The sequence below is a fragment of the Buttiauxella agrestis genome (assembly GCF_900446255.1).
Taxonomy (GTDB): Bacteria; Pseudomonadota; Gammaproteobacteria; order Enterobacterales; family Enterobacteriaceae; genus Buttiauxella; species Buttiauxella agrestis.
In genome coordinates this window covers 2472660-2497091 of the sequence record NZ_UIGI01000001.1, presented here as the reverse complement: position 1 = coordinate 2497091, position 24432 = coordinate 2472660, and the positions used below count along the sequence as shown (strand labels likewise).

At 53.6% G+C, this 24432-nt stretch carries 24 protein-coding genes; 7 read left to right on the top strand and 17 right to left on the bottom strand.

The features are described 5' to 3' along the window. Nucleotides 1-2 precede the first annotated feature (2 nt). The 7 genes from paaG to paaA all read right to left on the bottom strand — a co-directional run bounded on the left by paaG (nt 3) and on the right by paaA (nt 5187). On the bottom strand, nt 3-788 hold the full coding sequence (paaG, locus tag DY231_RS12100) for a 2-(1,2-epoxy-1,2-dihydrophenyl)acetyl-CoA isomerase PaaG (RefSeq protein WP_115628582.1): 786 nt from the start codon (nt 786-788) through the stop codon (nt 3-5). Nucleotides 789-790: 2 nt separating this feature from the next. After that, on the bottom strand, nt 791-1558 hold the full coding sequence (paaF, locus tag DY231_RS12095) for a 2,3-dehydroadipyl-CoA hydratase PaaF (protein ID WP_115628581.1): 768 nt from the start codon (nt 1556-1558) through the stop codon (nt 791-793). Next, nucleotides 1558-2625, bottom strand: coding sequence for a 1,2-phenylacetyl-CoA epoxidase subunit PaaE (paaE, locus tag DY231_RS12090; protein ID WP_115628580.1), 1068 nt, complete (start codon nt 2623-2625; stop codon nt 1558-1560). Before paaE ends, paaF begins: the two co-directional genes overlap by 1 nt. Nucleotides 2626-2632: 7 nt before the next feature. Next, nucleotides 2633-3130 (bottom strand): 1,2-phenylacetyl-CoA epoxidase subunit PaaD, encoded by a 498-nt coding sequence (gene paaD, locus DY231_RS12085; RefSeq protein WP_115628579.1) that lies wholly within the window; start codon nt 3128-3130, stop codon nt 2633-2635. A gap of 10 nt (nt 3131-3140) precedes the next feature. Beyond that, nucleotides 3141-3896: a 1,2-phenylacetyl-CoA epoxidase subunit PaaC gene (gene paaC / locus DY231_RS12080; RefSeq protein WP_115628578.1), complete on the bottom strand. Its 756-nt coding sequence runs from the start codon at nt 3894-3896 to the stop codon at nt 3141-3143. A gap of 8 nt (nt 3897-3904) precedes the next feature. After that, nucleotides 3905-4192, bottom strand: coding sequence for a 1,2-phenylacetyl-CoA epoxidase subunit PaaB (gene paaB / locus DY231_RS12075; protein WP_034495418.1), 288 nt, complete (start codon nt 4190-4192; stop codon nt 3905-3907). Between the two features lie 65 nt (nt 4193-4257). Next, nucleotides 4258-5187: a 1,2-phenylacetyl-CoA epoxidase subunit PaaA gene (gene paaA, locus DY231_RS12070; protein WP_115628577.1), complete on the bottom strand. Its 930-nt coding sequence runs from the start codon at nt 5185-5187 to the stop codon at nt 4258-4260. 286 nt (nt 5188-5473) lie between these two features. On the opposite strand from paaA, the gene paaZ reads away from it, so the two are divergent. Both paaZ and tynA read left to right on the top strand, forming a co-directional pair. Then, nucleotides 5474-7504, top strand: coding sequence for a phenylacetic acid degradation bifunctional protein PaaZ (gene paaZ / locus DY231_RS12065; protein WP_115628576.1), 2031 nt, complete (start codon nt 5474-5476; stop codon nt 7502-7504). A 187-nt stretch (nt 7505-7691) separates the two neighbouring features. Further along, the gene (gene tynA / locus DY231_RS12060) at nt 7692-9953 is read left to right on the top strand and encodes a primary-amine oxidase (protein ID WP_115628575.1); all 2262 of its coding nucleotides are present in this window, start codon (nt 7692-7694) and stop codon (nt 9951-9953) included. A gap of 40 nt (nt 9954-9993) precedes the next feature. On the opposite strand, the gene DY231_RS12055 is transcribed toward tynA, so the two are convergent. Then, nucleotides 9994-10908, bottom strand: a complete 915-nt coding sequence (locus DY231_RS12055) for a LysR family transcriptional regulator (RefSeq protein WP_115628574.1) — start codon at nt 10906-10908, stop codon at nt 9994-9996. 155 nt (nt 10909-11063) lie between these two features. Between DY231_RS12055 and DY231_RS12050 the strand changes: the two genes are divergently transcribed. Continuing rightward, nucleotides 11064-11984 (top strand): DMT family transporter, encoded by a 921-nt coding sequence (locus DY231_RS12050; RefSeq protein ID WP_115628573.1) that lies wholly within the window; start codon nt 11064-11066, stop codon nt 11982-11984. Here the strand turns inward: DY231_RS12050 and DY231_RS12045 are convergent. After that, on the bottom strand, nt 11908-12873 hold the full coding sequence (locus tag DY231_RS12045) for a LysR family transcriptional regulator (protein ID WP_115628572.1): 966 nt from the start codon (nt 12871-12873) through the stop codon (nt 11908-11910). The genes DY231_RS12050 and DY231_RS12045 overlap by 77 nt on opposite strands. A 91-nt stretch (nt 12874-12964) precedes the next feature. On the opposite strand from DY231_RS12045, the gene DY231_RS12040 reads away from it, so the two are divergent. The 3 genes from DY231_RS12040 (at nt 12965) to tyrP (ending at nt 16277) form a co-directional block, all read left to right on the top strand. Beyond that, entirely contained in the window at nt 12965-14125 is a 1161-nt protein-coding gene (locus tag DY231_RS12040) for an amidohydrolase (protein ID WP_218568340.1), read from the top strand. A gap of 31 nt (nt 14126-14156) precedes the next feature. After that, a complete protein-coding gene (locus DY231_RS12035) occupies nt 14157-14915 on the top strand; it encodes a transporter substrate-binding domain-containing protein (protein ID WP_115628571.1) in 759 nt (252 codons plus the stop codon). A gap of 150 nt (nt 14916-15065) precedes the next feature. Next, the gene (gene tyrP / locus DY231_RS12030; protein ID WP_115628570.1) at nt 15066-16277 is read left to right on the top strand and encodes a tyrosine transporter TyrP; all 1212 of its coding nucleotides are present in this window, start codon (nt 15066-15068) and stop codon (nt 16275-16277) included. On the opposite strand, the gene DY231_RS12025 is transcribed toward tyrP, so the two are convergent. Further along, entirely contained in the window at nt 16278-17168 is an 891-nt protein-coding gene (locus tag DY231_RS12025; RefSeq protein WP_115628569.1) for an ABC transporter six-transmembrane domain-containing protein, read from the bottom strand. A 96-nt stretch (nt 17169-17264) separates the two neighbouring features. Here DY231_RS12025 and DY231_RS12020 point away from each other — a divergent pair, with 96 nt between their 5' ends. Continuing rightward, the gene (locus tag DY231_RS12020; protein ID WP_115628568.1) at nt 17265-17852 is read left to right on the top strand and encodes a TetR/AcrR family transcriptional regulator; all 588 of its coding nucleotides are present in this window, start codon (nt 17265-17267) and stop codon (nt 17850-17852) included. Here the strand turns inward: DY231_RS12020 and DY231_RS12015 are convergent, their stop codons facing one another. The 7 genes from DY231_RS12015 to DY231_RS11985 are packed head-to-tail and all read right to left on the bottom strand — an operon-like array spanning nt 17853 to nt 24429. Beyond that, a complete protein-coding gene (locus tag DY231_RS12015; protein WP_115628567.1) occupies nt 17853-18749 on the bottom strand; it encodes a transporter substrate-binding domain-containing protein in 897 nt (298 codons plus the stop codon). It lies immediately after the preceding gene. 9 nt (nt 18750-18758) lie between these two features. After that, the gene (locus DY231_RS12010) at nt 18759-19538 is read right to left on the bottom strand and encodes an amino acid ABC transporter ATP-binding protein (protein ID WP_115628566.1); all 780 of its coding nucleotides are present in this window, start codon (nt 19536-19538) and stop codon (nt 18759-18761) included. Beyond that, the gene (locus tag DY231_RS12005) at nt 19522-20472 is read right to left on the bottom strand and encodes an amino acid ABC transporter permease (protein ID WP_115628565.1); all 951 of its coding nucleotides are present in this window, start codon (nt 20470-20472) and stop codon (nt 19522-19524) included. The genes DY231_RS12010 and DY231_RS12005 overlap by 17 nt, the downstream gene beginning before the upstream one ends. A 9-nt stretch (nt 20473-20481) precedes the next feature. After that, nucleotides 20482-20988, bottom strand: a complete 507-nt coding sequence (locus DY231_RS12000) for a GNAT family N-acetyltransferase (protein WP_115628564.1) — start codon at nt 20986-20988, stop codon at nt 20482-20484. A gap of 10 nt (nt 20989-20998) precedes the next feature. After that, nucleotides 20999-21934, bottom strand: a complete 936-nt coding sequence (locus DY231_RS25735; protein WP_115628563.1) for an ABC transporter substrate-binding protein — start codon at nt 21932-21934, stop codon at nt 20999-21001. A 45-nt stretch (nt 21935-21979) separates the two neighbouring features. After that, entirely contained in the window at nt 21980-23290 is a 1311-nt protein-coding gene (locus tag DY231_RS25730) for an LLM class flavin-dependent oxidoreductase (RefSeq protein ID WP_115628562.1), read from the bottom strand. A gap of 17 nt (nt 23291-23307) precedes the next feature. Next, complete coding sequence (locus DY231_RS11985) at nt 23308-24429, bottom strand: amidohydrolase (protein ID WP_115628561.1); 1122 nt, start codon at nt 24427-24429, stop codon at nt 23308-23310. Between the last annotated feature and the right edge of the window lie 3 nt (nt 24430-24432).

The following is a 24432-nucleotide window of genomic DNA, read 5'->3' as shown; positions in this document are numbered from 1 at the left end:
TATCATTTCCCCTTAAACACGGGTGGGCGCTTCGCCAGGAATGCCGATACCCCTTCGCGATAATCTTCGCTGCGTCCCGCAAGACGCTGATAATCACGCTCGATATCGAGCTGTTCTTCAAGCGTGTGGGTTTCAGAGGCCAGCAGCGCTTTTTTCACCAGACCGAGGCCAAACGTCGGCTGGCTGGCAAAATGGCTGGCAAGCTGGCGAGCGGTATCACTCAACGCTTCGTCATCAACAACTTGCCAGATCATTCCCCACTGCTGCGCCTGTTCTGCGCTGAGTTTGTCGCCCATCAGCGCCAGCCCCATCGCCCGTGCGCGCCCGGCAAGGCGTGGTAAATACCAGGTGCCGCCGCAATCGGGAACCAGGCCTAATTTGCTGAAAGACATAATGAAATTTACCGACCGGGCGGCAATCACGATGTCGCAACCTAATGCCAGTGTCGCGCCAGCCCCTGCGGCCACGCCGTTTACCGCCGCAATGACCGGTTTTGGCAATGCCGCCAGGCGTTTTACCAGCGGGTTATAGAAGTTTTCGACCGACGCGCCTAAATCAGGGGCTTCGCCGCTCGGGTCAACGTTGCGGTCGTTTAAGTCCTGCCCCGCGCAAAATCCACGGCCTGCACCAGTGATTAACAGGCAGCGAATGGTGTCATCACGTTCAGCTTGCGTCAGAGCTTGCGCCAGCTGGCGGTGCATTTCATCGTTAAAACTGTTCAGGCGTTCCGGGCGATTTAGAGTCAGCGTCATTACGCCGTTTTGCACGTCACTCACAATAAAAGTCATGGTTATCGTCCTTTGAACGCTGCGGGGCGTTTTTCGAGGAAAGCATTGATGCCTTCCTGGCGGTCTTCAGTGGCAGCAAGCAGCGTAAAAAGCTGGCGCTCCTGTTGTAATCCGTGGGTCAGAGAGAGTTCGTGCGCCTGGCGCAGCGCGATTTTTGCTGCCTGCAACGCCAGCGGAGCGTGTTGGGCGATGCGGGCAGCTAAGTTCTGGGCGTATTCCAGCGTCAGCGCGCTGGGGTGAACGTCGGCAACTAATCCGGCCTGCTGCGCTTGTTCCGCCGTTATGGCCTCGCCGGTCAGTACCATTTTGTAGGCCAGCGCTTTACCGACGCTGCGAATCAGGCGCTGCGTGCCGCCTGCGCCGGGCATGATTCCGAGCGTGATTTCCGGCAGCCCGAAACGGGCGTTATCGCCCGCCAGAACGATGTCACTCAACATCGCCAGCTCGCAGCCCGCGCCGAGCGCATAGCCGTTGACCGCCGCCAGTAACGGTTTGTTAAAGCGTTCGATTCGCGCCCAAAGCTGCGGACGTGGATCGTTTAGCGTGGCGGGCATATCGCGGCTCGCCATTTCTTTGAGATCGGCTCCGGCGGCAAAAAAACGCGCGTTACCAGTGATGACTACCGCACCGAGTGTTTCATCTTGCTGCGCGGCTTCCAGCGCTTGCGCGATTTGTTCGAGCAGTGTGTTGTTCAGGGCGTTTCGCGCCTGCGGACGGTTGAGCGTCAGCGTGAGCACGCGCTCGTTCTGGCTAATCAGTAATTCACTCATCACAGCCCCTGCGCGTCAAAGTCGAGTACCACGTCATCACCTTTGGGCAACGCCTGGCAACTCAGGATATAACCCGCCGCCAGTTGGTCCGGTTCGAGACTGTAATTGACGCCCATTTCCACTTCGCCGCGCACCACTTTGCAGCGACACGTTGCGCACACGCCGCCTTTGCAGGCGTAGGGCAAATCCGCGCCCTGGCGCAATGCGGCATCCAGAATGCTTTCGTCGTGGGAATCGAGGGTGATGCGGCGGTCGCGCCCGTCCTGGCGCAGCGTCACCACTTTGCCTGCCGCTTGTTCACGGCGGCGCAGGCTTGGCACGGTGCCTGGTGTGTTGAAGTGCTCAATGAAGATGTTGTGCTGCGCGACACCCATTTCCAGCAGCGCCGCCTCGGATTCCTGCATCATGCCTTGCGGGCCGCAGATGAAGGTACGGTCAAAGCCTTTCAGGTTGAGCAAATTGTCGCCCAACGCTTTGATCTTCGCACCATCCAGTCTCCCGCACAGTAACTCGCTTTCCTGCAGTTCCTGGCTGAACAGATAGATTAGTTGCAGGCGCTGCGGATAACGGTCTTTTAAGTCGGCCAGCGCCTGGCGGAACATCATGCTGCGGCTGCTGCGATTGCCATAAACCAGCGTCACGCGGCTGTTTGATTCGGTCGCCAGTGTCGTGCTGACGATGGCGAGCATTGGCGTAATGCCGGAGCCGACGGCGAGCGCCAGATAGTTGCCTGCGGTTTCAGGCTGCGGCTGGTAGCCAAATGTCCCCTGCGGGATCATCACGTCCATCTCCATTCCGGCGATTAAATCGGTTACGGCATATTGCGAAAAACGCCCACCGTCGATGGCCTTCACCGCGACACAAATTTCACCCGGCTTTTCGGCCCGGCAAATGGAGTAACAGCGGCGCAGTTCTTCGCCCCCAAGACGGGCTTTCAGGGTCAAATGCTGACCGGGTTTGAAGGCGTAATGGGTCAGCAAATCTGCGGGCACTGCAAAAGTGATGGCAACCGCTTCAGGAGTTTCCTGCTCAATGCGCGCCACCTTTAGCGAATGAAACGTCGTCATGGCAACCTCAAATACATTTAAAGTAATCAAAGGGTTCGCGGCAGCTATCGCAGCGGTATAACGCTTTGCAGGCTGTGGAACCGAATTCGCTAATCAGCGAGGTCTGCAAACTGCCGCAGCGTGGGCAACTCACTTCGCGGTCTAAATCGGCGTGGCACGCATGCCCTTGCGGTGGGCTGATGCCGTATTCACGCAAACGTGTTTTCGCGTCTGGTGTCATCCAGTCGGTGGTCCAGGCGGGATGCAACATCTGTTCGATATGCACCGGGGTATGCCGGGCGGCTTCCATCGCCTCGCGAATCGCTTTGAGCAGAAAATCAGTCGCCGGGCAGCCGGAATAGGTTGGCGTAAATCCGATGTGCCAGCCGTCTTCGCGATGGCGCACGCTGCGCACCATCCCCAAATCGGTGATGGTCAGGACCGGGATTTCCGGGTCACTGATTTGCCCGAGAATGCGCCAGACTTCGCGCACCTGCGCCGGTTCAACCACGTCGAGAGTTTGCATCTTCACCTCGCTACCACTGCTGATTAGGATAAGCGCGTTGCAAATACTGCATTTCTGCCAGGAGCGGGCCGAGGTGCTCGGTGTGCAGCCCTTGCTTGCCGCCGCTGCGGTATTGCGCCTCCTGCGGTTTGACCAGCGAGGCATCATGCAGAGCGCCAAATACTTGCGCTTCCCAGGCTGCACGCAGGCTACGCGGGTCAACCGCAATACCCTGTTCTGCCAGACTGATTTCCAGCTCGTCGGTCTGGAACATTTCGCCGCTAAAACGCCACAGTTTGTTCAGGGATTGCTGCATTTTCTGCTGTGAGAATTCTGTACCGTTGCCCAGGCGAACCAGCCAGCCACGGCTGAAACGCAGGTGGTAGCGCACCTCTTTAATGGCTTTCGCCGCGATTGCGGCCAGTTGCGGGTCGCGGCTTTGAGCAAGGCGCTCAAACAGTTCGACATGCCAGGCATCCAGCAAATACTGGCGCATTAGCGTGTCGGCAAAATCACCGTTTGGTTGTTCAGCTAACAACAAATTGTGGTACTGGCGTTCATCACGGCCAAACGCCAGTTTGTCTTCATCAAGCTGCTCGCCCTGAAGCTCTGCCGCGTAGCTCAGGAAATTGCGTGCCTGGCCGAGTAAATCCAGGCCAATGTTTGCCAGCGCGAGGTCAATTTCCAGCTCTGGCGCGTGTCCACACCAGCCGGTTAAACGCTGGGCCAGAACCAGACAAGTGTCACCAAGGCGCAGGGTGTATGTGGTTAACGGGGAATAAGTCATTTCGCGCCTCACATGTGCTCGATGCCATCAGGCAGGGTGTAGAACGTGGGATGGCGATAAATTTTGGTTTCCGCCGGATCGAAAAACGCACCCCGTTCTTCTGGCTGCGAGGCAATAATTTCGCTCGCTTTCACCACCCAAATCGAACAGCCCTCGGAGCGACGGGTGTACGCATCCCGTGCGTTTTCCAGCGCCATTTGTTCGTCGGCGGCATGCAGGCTGCCCACGTGGCGATGCGACAGCCCTTGTTTACTGCGGATAAATACTTCGTATAACGGCCAGTGAACATTGCTCATCAGTTTTTCCTTTAAGTCGGGCGTAAATGTCGGATGACGCTGCGCTTATCCGACCTACAAATTCTTTATGCGACTTTTTGCGCATGTTGCTTTTCTGCGTAAGCCAGCGCCGCTTCACGAACCCATGCCCCCTCTTCCCAAGCTTTACGCTTGGCGGCCAGGCGCTCTTCGTTACACAGTCCACGACCGGCGATCACTTCGTTAAATTCTTCCCAGTCGATTTCACCGAACTCGTAATGAGCGGTGGCTTCGTTGAAACGCAGATCGTTATCTGGAACCGTCATGCCGAGCATTTCCACCTGTGGCACGGTGTTGTCGACAAAACGCTGGCGCAGTTCGTCATTGCCAAAACGTTTGATTTTCCACGCCAGGCTTTGGGCGCTGTTCGGCGAGTTGTCGTCGTTGGGGCCAAACATCATGAGTGCTGGCCACCAGAAACGGTTGATTGCGTCCTGCAACATCTGGCGTTGTTCATCGCTTCCCTGTGCCAGAACCATGCAGGCTTCAAACCCCTGACGTTGGTGGAAACTCTCTTCCTTACAGATTTTCACCATCGCCCTGGCATACGGGCCGTAAGAGGTGCGGCACAGCGCGACCTGATTAACAATGGCCGCGCCATCAACCAGCCAGCCGATCACGCCAATGTCGGCCCAGTTCAGCGTGGGATAATTGAAGATCGAGGAATATTTCATTTTTCCGTCGAGCATCTTTTGGTAGATGTCTTCCCGCGCACAACCCAGCGTTTCCGCCGCGCTATACAGATAAAGCCCGTGCCCGGCTTCGTCCTGCACCTTCGCCAGCAAAATCGCTTTACGTTTCAGGCTCGGTGCACGCGTCAACCAGTTGCCCTCAGGCAACATGCCCACAATCTCGGAATGTGCGTGTTGCCCAATCTGGCGAATCAACGTTTTACGGTATTCGTCCGGCATCCAGTCCTGCGCTTCAATCGCAATTTCCTGTGCGATTCGCTCATCAAAGCGGTGTTGTTCAGTCACGTCATCACCTTTTATGATTCAATTTAGACTCACATAATCGGTTTATGTGAATCACTTAATGATTAAAAGTTACAGATAAGTTAACTAAAACAGCAAAAATAACACGTACGCTTTGTGAGCGTTATCACGATATATTTTCATAAATCGTTATTAAACATACCGATATGAAAATCACCAAAACCACACTCAATCACATTGTTAACAAATTATTAAATTACAGCTTGATTTTTATGATTCACAAATCAAACATTGATTGCATTAAACGTAATACTTAATGAGGTGTGAGATGCAGCAGTTAACCAGTTATCTTTCGGGCCAATGGCTGATGGGTCATGGCAAAGAACGCACGATAAATCATGCAATTAGCGGCGAAGCGTTGTACCAGGTGACGAGCGAAGGACTGGATATGGCGCTGGCTCGTCGTTATGCCATCGACAACGGTGGCAAAGCTTTACGCGCCATGACCTTCGTGCAGCGCGCCGCCCTGCTCAAAGCAGTGGCGAAACATCTGCTGGCAAACAAAGAGTCGTTTTACGAGGTTTCTTACCAGACGGGTGCGACACGCGCTGACAGTTGGGTGGATATCGAAGGCGGAATTGGCACGCTGTTCGCCTATGCCGGAATGGGGAACCGCGAATTACCGGACGACGTGTTGTGGCCTGAAGACGAAATGATCCCGCTGTCGAAACAAGGCGGTTTTGCCGCTCGCCATGTGCTGACGTCAAAATCCGGCGTGGCATTGCATATCAACGCCTTCAACTTCCCGTGCTGGGGCATGTTAGAAAAACTGGCGCCGACCTGGCTTGCGGGAATGCCTGCGATGATAAAACCAGGTACGTCCAGCGCTCAGTTAACTCACGCGATGGTGAAATCTATTGTCGATTCCGGGCTGGTGCCGGAAGGTGCGATCAGCCTGATTAGCGGTGGCGTGGCTAACCTGTTTGATTTGCTCGACGAGCAGGACGTGGTGACGTTTACCGGTTCCGCACAGACCGGCCAAAAGTTACGTTGTCACCCAAATATTATCGCCCGCTCAGTCCCCTTCACCATGGAAGCAGATTCCCTGAACTGCTGCGTGCTGGGGGAAGATGTCACGCCTGAGCAGCCTGAATTTGCGCTGTTCATTCGCGAAATCGTTCGCGAAATGACGGCCAAAGCCGGGCAAAAGTGTACCGCTATCCGCCGGATTATCGTTCCGCAGGCGCAACTGGAGAATGTGACTCAGGCGCTGAAGGCAAAACTTGAAAAAATCCAGCCCGGCGACCCGGCGCAGGAAGGCGTGAAAATGGGCGCGTTGGTCAGTCTCGAACAGCGTGATGATGTGCAAAACAAAGTGGATCAGCTGATCGCGGCTGGCTGCCAGGTGGTTGTGGGTGGAAAAGCCGATACCACACGCGCTGGGGCATTCTTCCCGCCGACGTTATTGTTATGCCAGCAACCGGGTGAAACACCCACCGTACATGAACTCGAAGCCTTCGGCCCGGTCGCCACCGTCATGCCTTATCACGATGGCGAACATGCGATGGCGCTGGCGCGTGCAGGCCAGGGTAGCCTTGTCGGAACGTTGGTGACGGCGGATGGTGACATTGCCCGTCAGTTTATTCTCGGTGCGGCGCGTGCTCACGGGCGTATTCAGGTGCTGAATCAGGAGTCGTCAGTGGAATCTACCGGGCACGGTTCTCCGCTACCGATGCTGGTGCACGGCGGGCCAGGCCGCGCGGGCGGCGGTGAAGAGTTAGGCGGCCTGCGGGCGGTAAAACATTACATGCAACGCACAGCGATTCAGGGCAGCCCTTCTATGCTGGCCGCCGTGAGCAAACAGTGGAGCTATGGCGCGGCAGTCAAAGAAGATCCGGTTCATCCTTTCCGTAAACATTTTGAAGAGCTGGTCATTGGCGAGAGTTTGCTGACCGCCCGCCGCACCATTACCGAAGCCGATATTGTCAATTTCGCCAACCTCAGCGGCGACCATTTCTACGCGCATGTCGATAAAATCGGCGCGGCAGAGTCGTTCTTTGGCGAGCGCGTGGCCCACGGTTACTTTGTGGTGTCTGCCGCCGCCGGGCTGTTCGTCGACCCTGGCGTAGGGCCAGTCATCGCCAACTACGGGATGGAAAACCTGCGCTTTATCGAGCCGGTCAAAATCGGCGATACCATTCAGGTGCGCCTGACATGTAAGCGCAAAACGGCCAAACCGCAAAAAACGGCGGAGGATAAACCGGTCGGTGTCGTGGAATGGGCGGTAGAAGTGCTAAATCAGGACAACCAATCCGTGGCGTTGTATTCCATTTTGACGCTGGTTGCGCGTAAGAATTAGCCCATTTTTGTTGGATGACTGCTGTCTGGTGGATAAGCGTAAGCCTTATCCACCGTTATTTTGGCAAAACTAACAAAACACCTGGCAAGCAGCACAATATATCCGGCTCAGGAAGTTGTTATGTTGAATTCAGGCTTATTTATAAAACCCACAACAATAATCGACATCTTCCAGGAGTGAGAATTTGATGAATTTAACCACCGGAAAAAAAGCCCTGGCTTTAGCCATTGCACTCCTGATTTCTTCGCATGCTTCGGCTCACGGCGGTGAAGCGCATATGGTGCCGATGGAAAAAACATTGGCTGAATTTGGCGCTGATGTGCAATGGGATGATTACGCGCAAATGTTCACCATCGTTAAAGATGGTGCGTTTGTGAAGGTAAAACCCAATACAAAATCGGCCATGGTGAATGGCAAGACTTTGCAATTACAGGTGCCGGTCATCTTCAAAAATAAAACCGCTTATATCTCTGAAGATTTTATTAACGAGGTTTTCCAGTCTGGCCTGGATCAAACTTTCGCGGTCGAGAAAAAACCCCATCCGCTTAATTCCCTGACGGCGAATGAAATAAATCAGGTGGTCAAGGTAATTCAGGCCGCACCTGAATATAAAACCGGGAGCCGCTTTACCGAAATATCACTCCATGAACCGCCGAAGGATCAGGTCTGGCAGTTTGTACTGAGCGGCCAGGCGGTGACGGCTCCGCGCATGGCCGACGTGATTATGCTCGATGGGATTCATATTGTTGAAGGCGTGGTGGATTTAAACGCCGGGAAAGTGGTGTCCTGGAAGCCAATTGAGGGCGCGCATGGCATGGTTCTGCTTGATGATTTCGCCAGCGTGCAGTCAATTATTAATGGCAGCAAAGAATACGCAGATGCGCTGAAAAAACATGGCGTAAACGATCCGAGCAAGGTGATGACTACCCCACTGACCGTGGGATATTTCGATGGGAAAGACGGGCTGGAGCAAAACCAGCGCTTGCTGAAAGTCGTGAGTTATCTTGACGTTGGCGATGGTAATTATTGGGCGAACCCTATCGAAAACCTGGTAGCGGTAGTCGATCTTGAGCAGAAGAAAATCATCAAAATCGAAGAAGGCCAGGTCATTCCGGTGCCGATGAACCCGCGTCCGTTTGATGGCCGTGACCGCACGGCACCGGTTGTTAAGCCGCTGGAAATCATCGAGCCGGAAGGCAAAAACTACACCATCACGGGCGACACCATTCACTGGCAGAACTGGGATTTCCACCTGCGCCTGAACTCGCGCGTTGGGCCGATCTTGTCAACGGTGACTTATAACGACAACGGTACCAAACGCAAAGTGATGTATGAAGGCTCGCTGGGCGGCATGATTGTGCCTTATGGCGACCCGGATGTGGGCTGGTATTTCAAGGCCTATCTGGATGCAGGCGATTACGGCATGGGTACGCTGACCTCCCCCATTGCACGCGGAAAAGACGCACCGGGCAACGCTGTATTACTCGATGAAACGATTGCCGATTACACCGGTAAACCGACCACCATTCCCCATGCGGTGGCGATTTTTGAACGCTACGCCGGGCCTGAATATAAACACCAGGAAATGAGTCAACCGAATATCAGCACCGAGCGCCGGGAATTAGTGGTGCGCTGGATTAGCACAGTCGGTAACTACGATTACATTTTCGACTGGGTATTCCATCAGAATGGCACCATCGGCATTGATGCGGGCGCGACGGGTATTGAAGCGGTAAAAGGCGTGAAAGCCAAAACCATGCACGACGAAACCGCCAAAGACGACACCCAATATGGCACGCTGATCGACCATAATATTGTCGGCACCACCCATCAGCACATCTATAACTTCCGCCTTGATATGGACGTCGATGGCGAGAACAACAAGCTCGTCGCACTTGACCCGGAAGTGAAACCAAACACGGCGGGCGGCCCGCGCACCAGTACCCTGCAAATTAATCAGCATGATATTGCTACCGAGCAGGAAGCGGCGCAGAAGTTTGACCCCGGCACCATTCGTTTGCTGAGTAATACCAGCAAGGAGAACAAAATGGGCAACCCGGTTTCGTATCAAATCATCCCCTATGCAGGTGGCACGCATCCCGTGGCTACCGGCGCGAAATTCGCCCCGGACGAGTGGATTTATCACCGTCTGAGCTTTATGGATAAACAGTTATGGGTGACGCGCTATAACCCGGATGAACGCTACCCGGAAGGCAAATACCCTAACCGTTCGGCGCATGACACGGGTTTAGGGGCTTACACTAAAGATAATCAATCGCTGGATAATCAGGATGATGTGGTGTGGATGACCACCGGCACCACCCACGTCGCCCGCGCTGAAGAGTGGCCAATTATGCCAACCGAATGGGTTCATTCGTTGCTCAAACCGTGGAACTTCTTTGACGAAACGCCAACGTTAAATCTGGCGGGGAAAAAAGAAGCGAAGTAATACAGAATGGCGACGGGAGTGAATATCGCTCCTGTCGCCTTCAACTCTCATCACCCAGCCGGGTGATGGCCCTGCGCAAGTAATTCAGTACTGTCGTGGCGGCCTCCGTCATCGACGAGTGATTCAGCGTCACCGCCCCGACATCCATATATGTGGTGCTATCCGCAATGTTGCGACGCATAACGCGCAAACCTTCAAGCGACCATGGGCGATAAACCAGGTCCGACAATATCGTCACGCCCTTTCCTTTTGCCACCAGGCTGCGCACCGTTTCAAATGAGGTGGTGGTAAAGCTGATATTTGGGCTGCCACCCTGCGCGCGCCAGTGCTCTGTGATCACATCCGGGTATTCGTCGGTATCGAGCAATAAAAATGGCAGGTTTTCGATATCGGCAAGATGAATGACCGACTGGTTTAATAGCGGATGCCCCTGGGCCGCCCACAGGCGACGAGGTGAACGAATAAAGATTTCAGTATTTAACGCGCTGTCTGGCGGAATATTCGAGGTTAATAATAGCGAAAAGTCTGTTTCACGCCGTTTTAATGATTCGGTTAATACCTGCGGGTTGGCTTCGATAAAGTTGATCGTCATTAATGGGAAATGCTGCTCAACCTCAAGAATAATCGCCGGTAATAAATAAGCGGAAAGGGTTTTGGCAATGCCAATATTCACCGTGCCTTTTTCCAGTTGGGGCTGATACAGCAAATCGTCTATCGCAATCTGGCTGTCATTAATTATTTTACGTGCGTAATGCGCAAAGCGCTCACCGGCGGACGTGAGCTGAATCCCTTTTGGCAGACGAATAAATAACTGATTGTTGAGTGCGGATTCGAGATTACGCATCGCCACCGTCATTGATGACTGCGAGATATTACATTGAGACGCGGCTTTAGATATCTGTTGCGTCTGTGCTAAAGCGATGAAAAATTCTAGTTGCCGCAATGTGAATCTCATAGTTTTAAACTATACCTCGCCACGAAAAAGATGAATTAGATTTTCACTCCTCGTAATTTTAGCATGGTAGTCCACAAATCGATGTTCTTATTATCCTTCGGGTATGCATTGAATCTATAGCTGAGTGGCTTAAACCGTCTTCAGGAACTCAAATTATGCCGTATTTACTGTTAAGCCTTGCTGCCTGTTTCTGGGGCGGAAACTACGTGGTTGGCCATGTGTTAGTGGCGCAGGTTGACCCTATTGTCCTGTCGGAAGCCCGCTGGATGCTCACCGCGCTGTTGCTCATCAGCCTCTATTTCCGCCAGATAAAAGCGCAGTGGGCGGCGATGACGGAGGCAAAATACACGGTGTTTTTCCTCGCATTGTGTGGGCAAGTATTATTCCCGGTGACGCTGTACGTTGGCCTGCAATATACCTCTTCATTAAATGCGGCGATCTATTTATCCACCACGCCCGCTTTGGTGTTGTTGATCAATAAGTTTATTTTCAAAGAGGCGATCTCCCGGCGCAATATTTATGGCGTGGTGCTCAGTTCGTTGGGGGTGATATATCTGGTGATGCAGGGCGACCTTCTACATTTGAATACGCTCAAAAATTTGAACCGAGGCGATGTCTGGACAATGGCGTCGGCCATTAGCTGGGCACTTTATTGCGCTTTCTTACGCCTCAAACCCAAACAGATTGGGGGCAACGCCTTTGTCGCGGTGAGCGCGGCGATTGGCGCCATCGTTCTGCTGCCCGTTTTATCGTTTTACTCGGCAACTCATTTTGGCCCGCCGTTAAAGTTGTCTTTAGATCCGGGCTTCATGTTGGGGCTGGCTTATCTGGTTATCTTCCCGTCATGGCTGTCTTATCTGCTGTGGAATAAAGGGATTCAGGCGATTGGTGCGACACGGGGTGAAGTTTATTCGCACCTGATTCCACTGACCGGCGGCGTGTTTAGCGTGCTGTTTCTCAACGTGCCGTTACACGGTTTTCACCTGATCAGCGCCCTGCTTATTGCGCTGGGAATTGCCCTTTGCTCGATGGCTCCAAAGCAGAAGCCTTTAGCTCCTGACCCATGCAGTCGATAAAATATTCGTAAGCTGGCGTTAGCACCTGGTCTTTTCGCAGCATAAAACCAAAGGTGATATCGGGAAGTTGCGTCTGAATATTTAACGGCACTAACTTGCCAGGCCCGGTGCGCGCCCGCAGTAAAAAATCTGGCCAGATGCTGACGGTATTGGCATCTTGCGCCAGCGCGGAATAAAGCCCCAGAGAAGTGCAGATATTCACCTGCGTGGGTTCCTGCACGTTTTGTTCCCCCGCCAGCTGTTGCCAAAACGGTTGCCAGCTTTCCCGGGTATGACTGCACAGCCATTGCGCATCACACAGTTGATTGAGATTTTCAGCGCGGGCCAGCGGGTCGTCTTTCGCCACCGCCAGAACTTGCGGCCAGTGCTGCAAAGCAATCAGACGAAATTCAGCAATGGGGTCGGTTTGCGCCACAAATGCCAGGCACAGGTCAAAATCGCCATTGCGTAATCCATCAATGATTTGCCCTGGCATACCTTCGTGAACGTTCACTCTCGCCTGCGGGAAGCGTAGGCGAAAGCGACGCAACGCCTCATACACCGGAACGGTGGCTGAAAGCAGTGACACACCAATATTTAAACTGGCATGCGACTGCGCTTTCATGGCGGCAATTTCTTGTTCGGCGCGGCTGATTTCGGCCATCACGGTGCGAGCGTAACGCAGCAGCGTGTTGCCATAAGCGGTGAAACGCACACCTGCACCGCTGCGCACCAGTAGCTGTACCCCCAACCTGGATTCCAGTTCTTTGATACTGCGCGTGACACCCGGTTGAGATAATCCCAGCTCGCCAGCGGCGCCTATCAGCGTTCCGTGTCGGGCCACCGCCACTAAAATCCGCAATTGAGATGTTTTGATACACCCTCCGCTATAACCGTTTGTTATAGGCATAAGAAACTGGAAATTGACCAATGATTTCAGTCTCTTCTAGCATCATAAAGCCGGTCGTTTTGCGAACTCAGTATAATAGAGGGCTTTATAAGTGGTGAACAATAACCTTGATTTGACGGTAAATATTGCTGAGTTAGTAGCATTACGCCGTGATTTGCATGCCCATCCCGAAATTGCTTTTGAAGAAACCCGCACCAGTGAACGTGTCGTCAACTGCCTGCAACAATGGGGCGTGACTCATTGGCGCAATATTGGCGGCACAGGCGTTGTCGGCGTGGTGGAAGGCGAACGCGGCCACGGACGCACTATCGCCCTGCGTGCGGATATGGATGCGTTGCCGATGGAAGAAGAAGGCAACCCGGAATACCGCTCGACTCGTGCCGGAGCTTTTCACGGTTGCGGCCATGACGGACACACCGCCATGCTGTTAGGCGCGGCGCAATGGTTTAGTCAAAACCGCGATTTTGCCGGGAAAGTGGTGTTTGTGTTCCAGCCCGCCGAGGAAAACGGCGGTGGCGCGCTGGCGATGCTGGAAGCGGGTGTTGAAGCCCAGTTCGACTGGGATGAAATTTACGGCCTGCATAATGCTCCCCATTTTGCGCCCGGCACCTTTGGCGTGCTGGACGGCGCGATGCTGGCCTCATGCGATGATGTGCTGATCACCATTGATGGCGTGGGCGGACATGGCTCCGCGCCAGAACTCACGCGCGACCCGGTCATTGCCGCAGCCCAACTGGTCTGCGCGCTACAAACGGTAGTCAGCCGCACGATCTCCCCTTCAGAAATGTCGGTGCTCAGTATCGGCAGCATTCATGCTGGCAGCACGCCGAACGTTATTCCGGCTCATGCCTCGCTTGCAGGCACCTTGCGCACCTTTAACGAGGCGGTACGAACTCAGGCAAAACGTCGTATTGAGGCGATTTGCGAAGGAGTGGCAAAAACCTGTGAGTGTGAGATTGCCGTGCGTTTTGCCAACGGTTCCCCGGCAACCGTGAATCATCCTGCTCAAGCCGAGGCCGCAGCCCAAAGTGCCGAAAAGGTGTTTGGCGAAGAGAACGTCTTACGCAGTTTCCCGCCGATGAACGGCTCAGAAGATTTCTCAGAGTTTCTGCTGCGCAGGCCTGGTGCTTACGTGCTGCTCGGCCAGGGCGGCGTTTTTTGCCATCACCCACATTATGATTTTAACGACGATGTCCTGCCGCTGGGTGTGCGCTATTTCATCACCCTCGCCCTTGACCGTCTCTCAGCATGACAGCCAAAACTGACTACCACCGGAGCTTAAGATGAACAAATACGTTGCAGGGGTTTGTGGATTGCTGGCATTGACGGTCTGCCAGGCCGTTGGGGCTCAGACACTGCGTTTTGGCACTGACCCCACCTATCCACCTTATGAGTCAAAAAAACCTGACGGCAGTTTGGTTGGGCTGGATATTGCGATTGGCAATGAAATCTGCAAAACCGCGGGCGTGACCTGCCAGTGGGTCGAGTCCGGTTTTGATGGCTTAATTCCTGGCCTGAATGCCAAAAAATTTGATGCAGTCATTTCCTCAATGGCCCCGAATGCGCAGCGCCAGAAAGTCATCGACTTCAGCCAGACATTGTATGAAGACGACAGCCGTTTAATTTCTGCCAAAAATGCGCCGTTGAAACCTGATTCAGCGTCACTAAGCGGGAAAAACGTCGGGGTGTTACAGGGTTCTGTGCAGGCGAAATATGCTGATGCGAAATGGCGCTCGCAAGGTGCCAACGTGACGGAGTACCCGGATCAACAGTCGATTTACGGCGATTTAGCCAATGGCCGACTGGATGCGACCTTTGTCGTTGCCACCTCCGGGCAATCGGCGTTTCTCGACCAGCCGATTGGCAAAGAGTACGCGTTTTCGGGCGAGCCGGTGAAAGACCCAATGCTCTCAGCCAATAGTGCGATCGGCGTGCGCAAAGGTGATGAACAGACGTTGAAGCTCATCAATGACGCACTGACTAAAATGACCCAGGATGGCACGGTTGCCCGGCTGGAAAAAGAGTATCTCGGCAAGCACTAAGCTACCGCTGTCTCAGTGATGGCTGAGACAGCGCAATTTATCGTAAAGTTTACATTACACACTCTGTAACCCTCATTTGACGACTTCACCACAATCCCTTACCCTGCGCGGCATAATCTCGTTATTACAAGCGTAAATTCAGAGGGAAGCGTGAAGAATCGCACTCTTGGCAGTATCTTTATCGTCGCCGGAACCACTATTGGCGCAGGAATGTTGGCAATGCCGCTGGCTTCTGCGGGCGTGGGTTTTGGCGTCACATTGCTTTTACTGGTCGGCCTGTGGGGGTTGATGTGTTACACCGCGCTGCTGTTGGTGGAGGTTTACCAGCATGTATCCGCCGACACCGGCCTTGGCACCCTTGCCCGCCGCTACCTGGGGAAACCTGGGCAATGGCTGACCGGCTTTAGCATGTTGTTCTTGATGTACGCCCTGACGGCGGCGTATATCAGCGGCGCGGGGGAGCTATTATCGGCAAGCCTTAGCCAGTGGTTCTCTACCGATATTTCAGTGACCAGCGGGGTTTTGCTGTTCACGATTGTTGCCGGAGGGATTGTCTGTATCGGCACGCACATGGTGGATATGTTCAACCGCGTGTTGTTCAGCGCAAAAATAGTCATGTTAGTGGTGATGCTGGCGCTGATGATGCCGCACATCCACCACACTAATTTGCTGACGTTGCCGCTCGAGAAAGGCCTCGCGCTTTCGGCGATTCCGGTGATCTTCACTTCGTTTGGTTTCCACGGCAGCGTGCCGAGTATTGTCAGTTATCTTGATGGCAACCTGCGCAAACTGCGCTGGGTGTTTATCATCGGCAGCGCCATTCCGTTAGTCGCCTATATCTTCTGGCAAATCGCCACACTTGGCGCGATTGACTCGGGTGTATTCAGCGGGCTGTTAGCCAGCCATTCAGGGCTGAATGGTTTGTTGCAGGCGGTGCGTGAAGTGGTGGCCTCGCCGCACGTCGAACTGGCGGTGCATCTGTTTGCCGATCTGGCACTGGCGACGTCGTTCCTCGGAGTTTCGCTGGGGCTGTTTGATTACCTGGGCGACCTGTTTAACCGCAATCGCAAGGCCTCCGGGCGCATGCAAACCGGGCTGATGACCTTTGTGCCACCGCTGGTATTCGCGCTGTTCTACCCGCAAGGTTTTGTGATGGCGCTCGGTTATGCCGGTGTGGCGTTGGCGATTCTGGCGCTGATTATCCCGTCTTTGCTGGTCTGGAAAAGCCGCCAGCTACAAACGGAAACGGTTTACCGTGTGGCTGGCGGCAAACCGTTGCTGATTCTGGTGTTCGCCTGCGGTATCGCCGTGATTGTTATTCAGGCGTTGATTGCCAGCGGCGCGTTACCGGAAGTGGGTTAATTACACCAGTCCGGTATTTACCCGTTTGCCTATCTCTTTAAGCTGGGAATACTTTTCCAGCAGAGATGGGCCGTCATCAAGACTCATGGCGAACATCCACATGTACGTCATGACGGAATAAATATGCCCGGCGTTCCCGACGCCTTTCGCGGTCATCAGGAAGATGGTCGTGGCAAACAGGAACGCGGCGGCAATACCAATCGATAAATAACCGAATGCTTCACGGTCAGACAGGCGGATACGCACGCGAGCTAAAAAGTCGTAATGCTTGTTTAGCGTATTTTCACTGGCTGTGCCGACGAACCCGACCTCTTTTTCCAGCCTGTCATTGAGCTTTTCATACAGCATTTCGTTTTTGCGCGTATAGCTCGGCAGGAACAGCGAGAAGAAAATCAGCACCGCCAGACACGCCACCCCGGCCCAGAACTCTATCGTCAGCAGCATCACCACGGCACCGATTATTGATGCCACGGAAGTAATCAGCAGCGGCAGGTGTGTTTCGAAGAAATTGACGAATTCACGTGACAACGTCACTCGTGCAGCGATAGTCGAATGACTATGCGCATCTTTACGTTGCGCCACAATCACCGGCACAGCCAGTTCTGCGTAGATTCTCGCAAAGGTGCGGGTGTCCATGCTGCGACGTGCCGCGCCAATCGCCCACATCACAAAGACCACCAGCGCATACAGCAATGCATGAAGTGGCTGGCCTTTGATAATGGCGTTAATCGCAAAACCGGCCATCAGCGGGTAAAGCAGGTAAATGATGTTTTCGGCGACCACCAGCATCAGAGTAATGACTAATTTTTTACTGTGGAGTTTTGCGAGTTTTTTGATGGTATTTAATGCACCGCGTGAAGGCTGAAGCTGCGCGGCTTGTGAAGTTTCCATGACTTTAATTTCTTTAGTTGTTATTCTTGAGCGGTTGCTCAAAGAATGAAAAGAGTCTATTTGAGCACTTGCTCAAAGTCAACCGGGGGTACTGTGATGAAAGAAAAAGCATCTGTTCTGAAAGAGAATATTCTCGATGCCGCGATCGTGTTGTTCACTGAAAAAGGGGTGGAAAAAGTCACCACGCGTGAATTAACCGAGCAAGTCGGCATCGCGCGCAGCCATATTTATCACTATTTCCCCGACTGGCAGACGCTGTGTCTCGAAGCGTTTTCGCGCTTCATGTATGCGGAACTGGAAACGTTTAGCCAAAAGTCTTGCGCACTGCCGCCTGAGCAGGGTTTGAAGATTTTTATTGAAGATTATTTGCCTGACCGCGCCGATGCGGTTTGGGAGCTGTATGGTTCGTTGTGGCGTCTCGCGGTGCATAACAAAGTGTATGCCGACTTTGCGCTAACGCTGACTGAAAAGTGGGATGCGTTGCTGGCGAATATCATTCGCGCGGGCATTGAAAGCGGCGTATTTCGCCAGACCGATGTCTGGCGAGTGACCCGCCAGCTTGGAGCGTTGCTGAACGGGTACTCGGATCAACTGATCATCGACAGCGCCCCGCTGGCGAGAGAACAGGCGCTGGAAGATATTTATGGCTTTATTGAGCAGGTTTTGCTCGTTGTTAAGCGTTAATCAAGGATAAGTAATGCCGGGTGGATTCACCTCAGACGCCGCGACTTCTTCGCCCTTTTCTCCCCAACGGTCGAGAACTTGCTGGTATTCACCCCGTTTCACCGCACCATCAAGCGCGGCTTGTAAGGCATAAACCAGCCCGTTACCTTTTTTGGTGGTAGTGGCGACATACGCTTTTTTAGGCCCAAGCCCCACAACGCGCGTTTTCCCGGTTAACGCCGCTTTATAGGCGGCCACACTTTGCGGGCCAAACGTCGCATCTGCCCGGCCAGCCTGAATATACAGATTCCCGGAAGCGTCGTCCGTCAGGTAAATCGGCTGGGCGGGTTTACGCCCTTCGCGTTCATTTTGCTCATTCCAACCCAACAGGATCTTTTCCTGATTGGTGCCGGAACCCAAAATAATCCGTAACCCGGCAACATCTACCGGGCCTGCAATTTTTTGAATCGGACTGTCTGATTTCACCGAAAACGCCAGGGAATCTACGCGATAGGTCGCAAAATCAAACTTCGTTTTACGCTGCTCTGTAACGGCGATATTCACCAGTGCCACATCATATCGCCCGGACGTAATCCCCAGCGGCCAGTCTTCCCAGGCGGTCGGCACCAGTTTGAGTTTCAGCCCGAGGCTATCGGCCAGCAAACGGGCGATATCCGGATCGCTGCCGATCCTGGTGCGGTTATCACTCGCCAGCATCGCCAGCGGCGGCGAATTGAGCGCGGAAATCGCCACCGTCAGCGTTCCCGGTTCCACAAATTGATAGTTCTGCGGAATTTTACCGATAGCAATCGGGTCTTTAGCCGTATGTATCGGCTGTTCATTCGCCTTCAGATCCAGGCTTCCCTGAGCAAAGCTCGCGGTACTCAAAACAATCAGCGCCAGTGGGACAAATTTCATGCCTGCTCCTTAAAGAACTTTCGATAAAAACTGACGCGTTCGCGAATGTTGCGGATGGTTAAGCACTTCGTCGCTGCTACCTTGCTCAACAATTTTGCCATCCACCATAAACACCACGTTATCTGCCACTTCCCGGGCAAAACCGATTTCATGGGTCACGACCACCAGCGTAGTACCGGAACGCGCGAGCTTTTTGATGACGTCCAACACTTCGCCCACCAGTTCAGGGTCAAGCGCTGAGGTGGGCTCATCAAACAACATCACTCGCGGGCGCAGCGCCAGAGCGCGGGCAATGGCGATACGTTGTTGCTGCCCACCGGAAAGATGCCGTGACCATGCGTCCGCTTTATTACGCAGACCCACCACATCCAGCAGTTGATACGCCTGTTCAACCGCCGCTTTGCGACTGAGTTGCTTATGGGCAATCGGCGCTTCAATCAGGTTTTCCAGCACCGTGAGATGCGGGAACAAATTAAAGTTCTGGAATACGTAACCGACATTCACGCGCTGACGCAGGATCTCTTTTTCTTTCAGCTCATACAGTTTGTCCCCGGACTGACGGTAGCCTATGTAATCGCCGTCAATCTGGATAAACCCTTCATCAACACGTTCCAGGTGGTTAATGGCCCGCAATAAGGTGGATTTACCGGAACCTGACGGCCCGAGGATCACGGTGACTGAACCCGGTTCCAGCTCGAGGGAAATATTATCCAGCGCTTTATGGCGGCCAAAATATTTACTGACGCCAGTAATCGAAATATGACCGGTTGGATTATGGGAGTGGAGCATGGGCGGCCTCCTGAGTTTGCAGTACGGGCTGGCGTGGTGCCAGGCGGGCCGGACTTTGTTGATTGATGGCCGAGCGGCGTTCACTGCGAGCCAGCCAGCGTTCGACCAGATGCTGAATCAACGACAGTACGCTTGTGATAACCAGATACCAGACCGCGCCAACCATCAGCAGCGGGATCACTTCCTGGGTGCGGTTGTAAATCATCTGAATGGTGTAGAACAACTCCGGCATCGCCAGCACATAAACCATCGCCGTCCCTTTCGCGAGGCTGATAATTTCATTGAAGCCGGAAGGCAAAATGGTCCGCAACGCCTGCGGCAGAATAATGCGCACCGTACGTCGCCATGCCGGAAGCCCTAACGCCGCAGCCGCTTCATATTGCCCGTGATCGACGCCGAGAAACCCGCCGCGAATAATCTCCGCCGTATACGCGCTTTGCACTAACGTCAGCCCGACAACCGCCGTTGAAAACTGGCCGAGCACGTTAATGGTCTGATAGCTTCCCCAACTGATTTGGGTGAAAGGAATACCAATCGAAAGCGTGTCGTACAAATAGGAGAAGTTATAGAGGATGATCAGCACCACAATCAGCGGCAGTGAGCGAAACAGCCAGATATAACCCCACGCCAGACTATTCAACAGCCATGACGATGAGAGTCTGGCCAGCGCCAGCAATCCCCCAAATACGACACTCAGCGCGGTGCCAATCAATGTCAGCAGCAATGTTTGCGCCAGCCCTTCCAGAATCACCGGATCAAAGAACCAGCGGGCAAACACGCTCCACTCCCAGCGCGGGTTAAACGCTACCGACTGAACCACAATCGCCAGCACAAACAGGGCGACAATCGCCCCGAAAGTGCGCCACGGATAACGCGCCGGAACCACTTTGATAGTTGATGGGGTATTTGAAGGTGTATTTGAAGGTGTAGTCATGATGATTCCTCAGGCCGTTTTCAGCTGCGCAACGGTGAGCTGTTTGGTAAACCGTAAGCGCCCGTCGAAAGGAGCCACGCTGTATTCTTCGCGGTCGCGGTAGATATCAAACTGCGGTTGGTAATCCAGGCTCAGATACAGCTTTACCGCTTCCGGCTGACGAAAGCCGGTGGTGAGATAAAGATGGCTGTAACCGGCAAGCTGCGCCCTGTTTTCCAGCTCCCGCATCATGCGCTGGGCAAGCCCTTGCTGGCGTAATTCGGGATGCGTCCAGATACGTTTTATCTCGGCGGTATATTTATCGAATGGCTTATACGCGCCGGTAGCGATAATCTCGCCGTCACGTTCAAGCACGATGAACAACCCTTGAGGCGCCAGATACCATTCGGTTAATTCCACTTCCGCATCACGGGAAAAGTAGTCCCCATAACGCGCTTCATACTCGCCAAACAGCCCGGCGATAATAGGCTGGAGTTCTGATGCTTCCGGGGAAACATCACGAAATTGTTCACTCATGTTCGTCTCCTTAATCGCCAAGGCCTGCCGGGTTGATTTCAGATGCCGGGATTTGCTCGACGCCTTCTCCCCAGCGGTTCAGCACTTTGTTGTAATCGCCATTCTTGATGACGCCGTTAAGTGCGGTTTGTACCGGATCAACCAGGCCACTGCCTTTCTTGAGCGTGACGGCGATATGCGCCGCTTTCGGCCAGCCGCCATCCACCACGCCGACTAATTGTGTTTTCTGGGTTAACGCCGCTTTCCAGGCACCGGTCACGTTCGGGCCAAAGAAGGCATCGGCGCGACCTGACTGCAACGCGAGGGTTTGTGCGGCATCATCTTTGGTGTAAACCGGCGTGAAAGGTTTAAGCCCTTTTTTCAGGTTCTCTTCGTTCCACGCCAGCAAAATAGATTCCTGGTTAGTGCCTGAGCCGACGATAATGCGCAGCCCGGCAATATCTTCTGCTTTCTCAATCTTCTTAATCGGGCTATTGGCTTTCACATAGAACCCGAGCGAGTCTTTACGGTAGGTGGCAAAATCAAATTTCTGTTTGCGATCTTTGGTGACGGTAATATTGCTGATTGCCGCATCGTATTTCCCTGATGTCACGCCCAGCGGCCAGTCCTCCCAGGAGGTTGGCACCACGTTAAGCTCCAGCCCTAAGCTGTCTGCCACCAGGCGGGCAATATCCACTTCACTGCCCAGCAGCGTTTTGTTGTCTTCGGCAAACACCGTCAGCGGCGGTGAGTTGAGTGCGGCAACCGCCACGGTAAATTTCCCCGGCACCGCAAAGCGATAGTCTTTAGGCAGTTGTGCTACCGCAGCCGGATTCACGGCGGTATTAACAGGCGTTTTATTGGCTTCCAGGCTGACGCCAGTGCCGTTGATCGTGACCTCCTGTGCGAAGGTTTGTGCCGATGACAGTGCCAGAGCGATAGTCAGAATTAGCGATGTTTTGTTCATAACAGGTTCTCTTTCTTATTTTGATTTTTTTGTCGGATGACGCTTTTACAAATATTGATTAACCGGACTCGCCAGCCCGAGGCTTTCGCGCAGCGTGGTCCCTGGATATTCGGTGCGGAATAACCCCCGGGCTTGCAGAACCGGAACCACTTCATCCACAAAGCGTGGGAAGGTGTCCGGCGTACCGCCCTGAATGATAAAACCGTCTGCGGCGTGGCTTTCGAACCACTGCTGTAATCCGTCTGCAACCTGTTGCGCGGTGCCAGAAAAACGCGGGCGAGGCGATGCCGCTTCCAGCGCCACCTGGCGTAATGTCAGATTGCGCTCGCGGGCATTACGTTTGATTTCATCCGTGGTGCTACGGAAACTGTTCTGCCCCAGGTCCCCGATATCCGGGAACGCTTCATCCAGCGGATACTGGCTGAAATCGTGATGTTCAAAATAGCGACCGAGGTAATTCAGCGCATCGTTAATCGAAACCAGCGCGGCGGTGGTTTGATATTGGTTTTCAACGTCGGCGGCATCTTTACCGACAATCACGCTCACACCCTGGAAGATATGCAGATCTTCAGGCGAGCGACCGTGACTGGCCAGTTGGCCTTTCACGTCATGATAAAAATGTTGCGCTTCTTCAAGGGTTTCATGATGGGTGAAAATAGCATCCGCATGGCGTGCGGCTAATTTTTTACCATCATCAGAAGCGCCCGCCTGAAATACAATTGGGCGACCTTGTGGGGTGCGAGAAATATTCAGCGGCCCTGCCACTTTAAAGAAATCGCCGTGGTGATTTAAGGTGTGTAATTTATTCGCATCAAAAAACTGCCCGCTTTCTTTGTCACGAATAAACGCATCTTCTTCCCAGGAATCCCACAGCCCTTTCACCACATCGAGATATTCATCCGCAATGCGATAACGCAGCGCGTGTTCCGGGTGTTTCTCACGTGAGAAGTTCTTCGCCGAACCTTCCAGCGGTGACGTCACCACGTTCCAGCCCGCGCGGCCTTTGCTTAAATGGTCCAGGCTGGCGAACTGGCGTGCGACCGTAAAAGGCTCGCTGTAAGAGGTGGACAGCGTACCGACCAGCCCTAAATGTGTGGTCACGCTGGCTAATGCCGACAGCACCGTGAGCGGCTCGAATCTATTCAGAAAATGCGGAATAGATTTTTCGTTAATATATAAACCATCCGCCACAAATAAAAAGTCCAGCTTTCCAGCTTCGGCTTTTAATGCCGTCTCTTTGACAAACTCGAAATTAATACTGGCATCCGCAATAGCTGCCGGGTGACGCCAGGCCGACATATTCCCGGACGCGCCATGTAATATGGTGCCCAGGCGCAATTGTCTGTTGTTTGACATGGTGGTTCTCCAAATAGTTAATTGACCAGTAGCGCCTGTTCAGCAAGTGTGGCGAAATATCTCGCCGCATCTTCTATTAATGCTTCATCCGGATTAAATGCCGAATGGTGTAAACCGTATGCGCTGGCGCTGCCAATGCTGACAAATGCGCCGGGAATGTTTTGCAGATAAACCGCGAAGTCCTCGCCGCCCATGTGCAGTTCAGAGGTTTGGGTCTGATATCCAAAATCTTGTGCGACCTGCATCGCAAAAGCCGCCCATTGTTCATCGTTGAGCAATGTTATTGGCCCGTTAAACCATTCCACTTCTATGTGTGCGCCAAACGCACTGGCTAAACCGGCTGCAATCTCACTGATTCGTTTCTCAACGTGACGTTGAACATCGGCGTTATGGGTACGCACGGTTCCTTCGAGTTCGACGTGTTCAGGCAACACATTCCAGGTATTCCCTCCCTGAATGCGTGTGACGCTGACGACCACTGAATCCAGCGTGTCGATATTGCGGCTGGCAATGGTTTGCAGGGCAATCACCAACTGGCTGGCGAGCACAATGGCGTCATTTCCCTGATGTGGACGGGCAGCGTGCGCACCTTTCCCCTGCACCCGCAAAACAAAACGGTCAACGTTGGCATAAAACGCGCCGCCTCGGGTGGCAAAGGTGCCTACCGGTAAACCAGGCTCGTTGTGCATGCCGAAAATCGCGGTCACGTTTTCCAGCGCCCCGGCTTTAATCAACGCTTTCGCGCCGGTAAAGTTTTCTTCCGCAGGTTGGAATAACAAGCGCACGCGCCCGGCCAGTTGCGATTCCCGCGCTTTTAATAACAATGCGGCACCGAGGATCACGCTACTGTGAACGTCGTGCCCGCAGGCGTGCATCACCCCTTCATTGTGTGAACTGAACGCAACGCCGCTGGTTTCCTGAATCGGCAGCGCGTCAATATCCGCACGCAGCGCGATCATCTTCTCGCCCTGCCCGATTTCTGCCACCACGCCGGTCGCCAGTGAGTAAGGCAATAACCGTATGCCAGCAGATTCCAGCCAGTGGCGTATCCGCGCGGTAGTTGCCACCTCTTCCCCCGACAGTTCCGGGTTCTGGTGGAGTTCACGCCGCCAGTCGATAAGCTGCTGTTCAAATGTCATCTG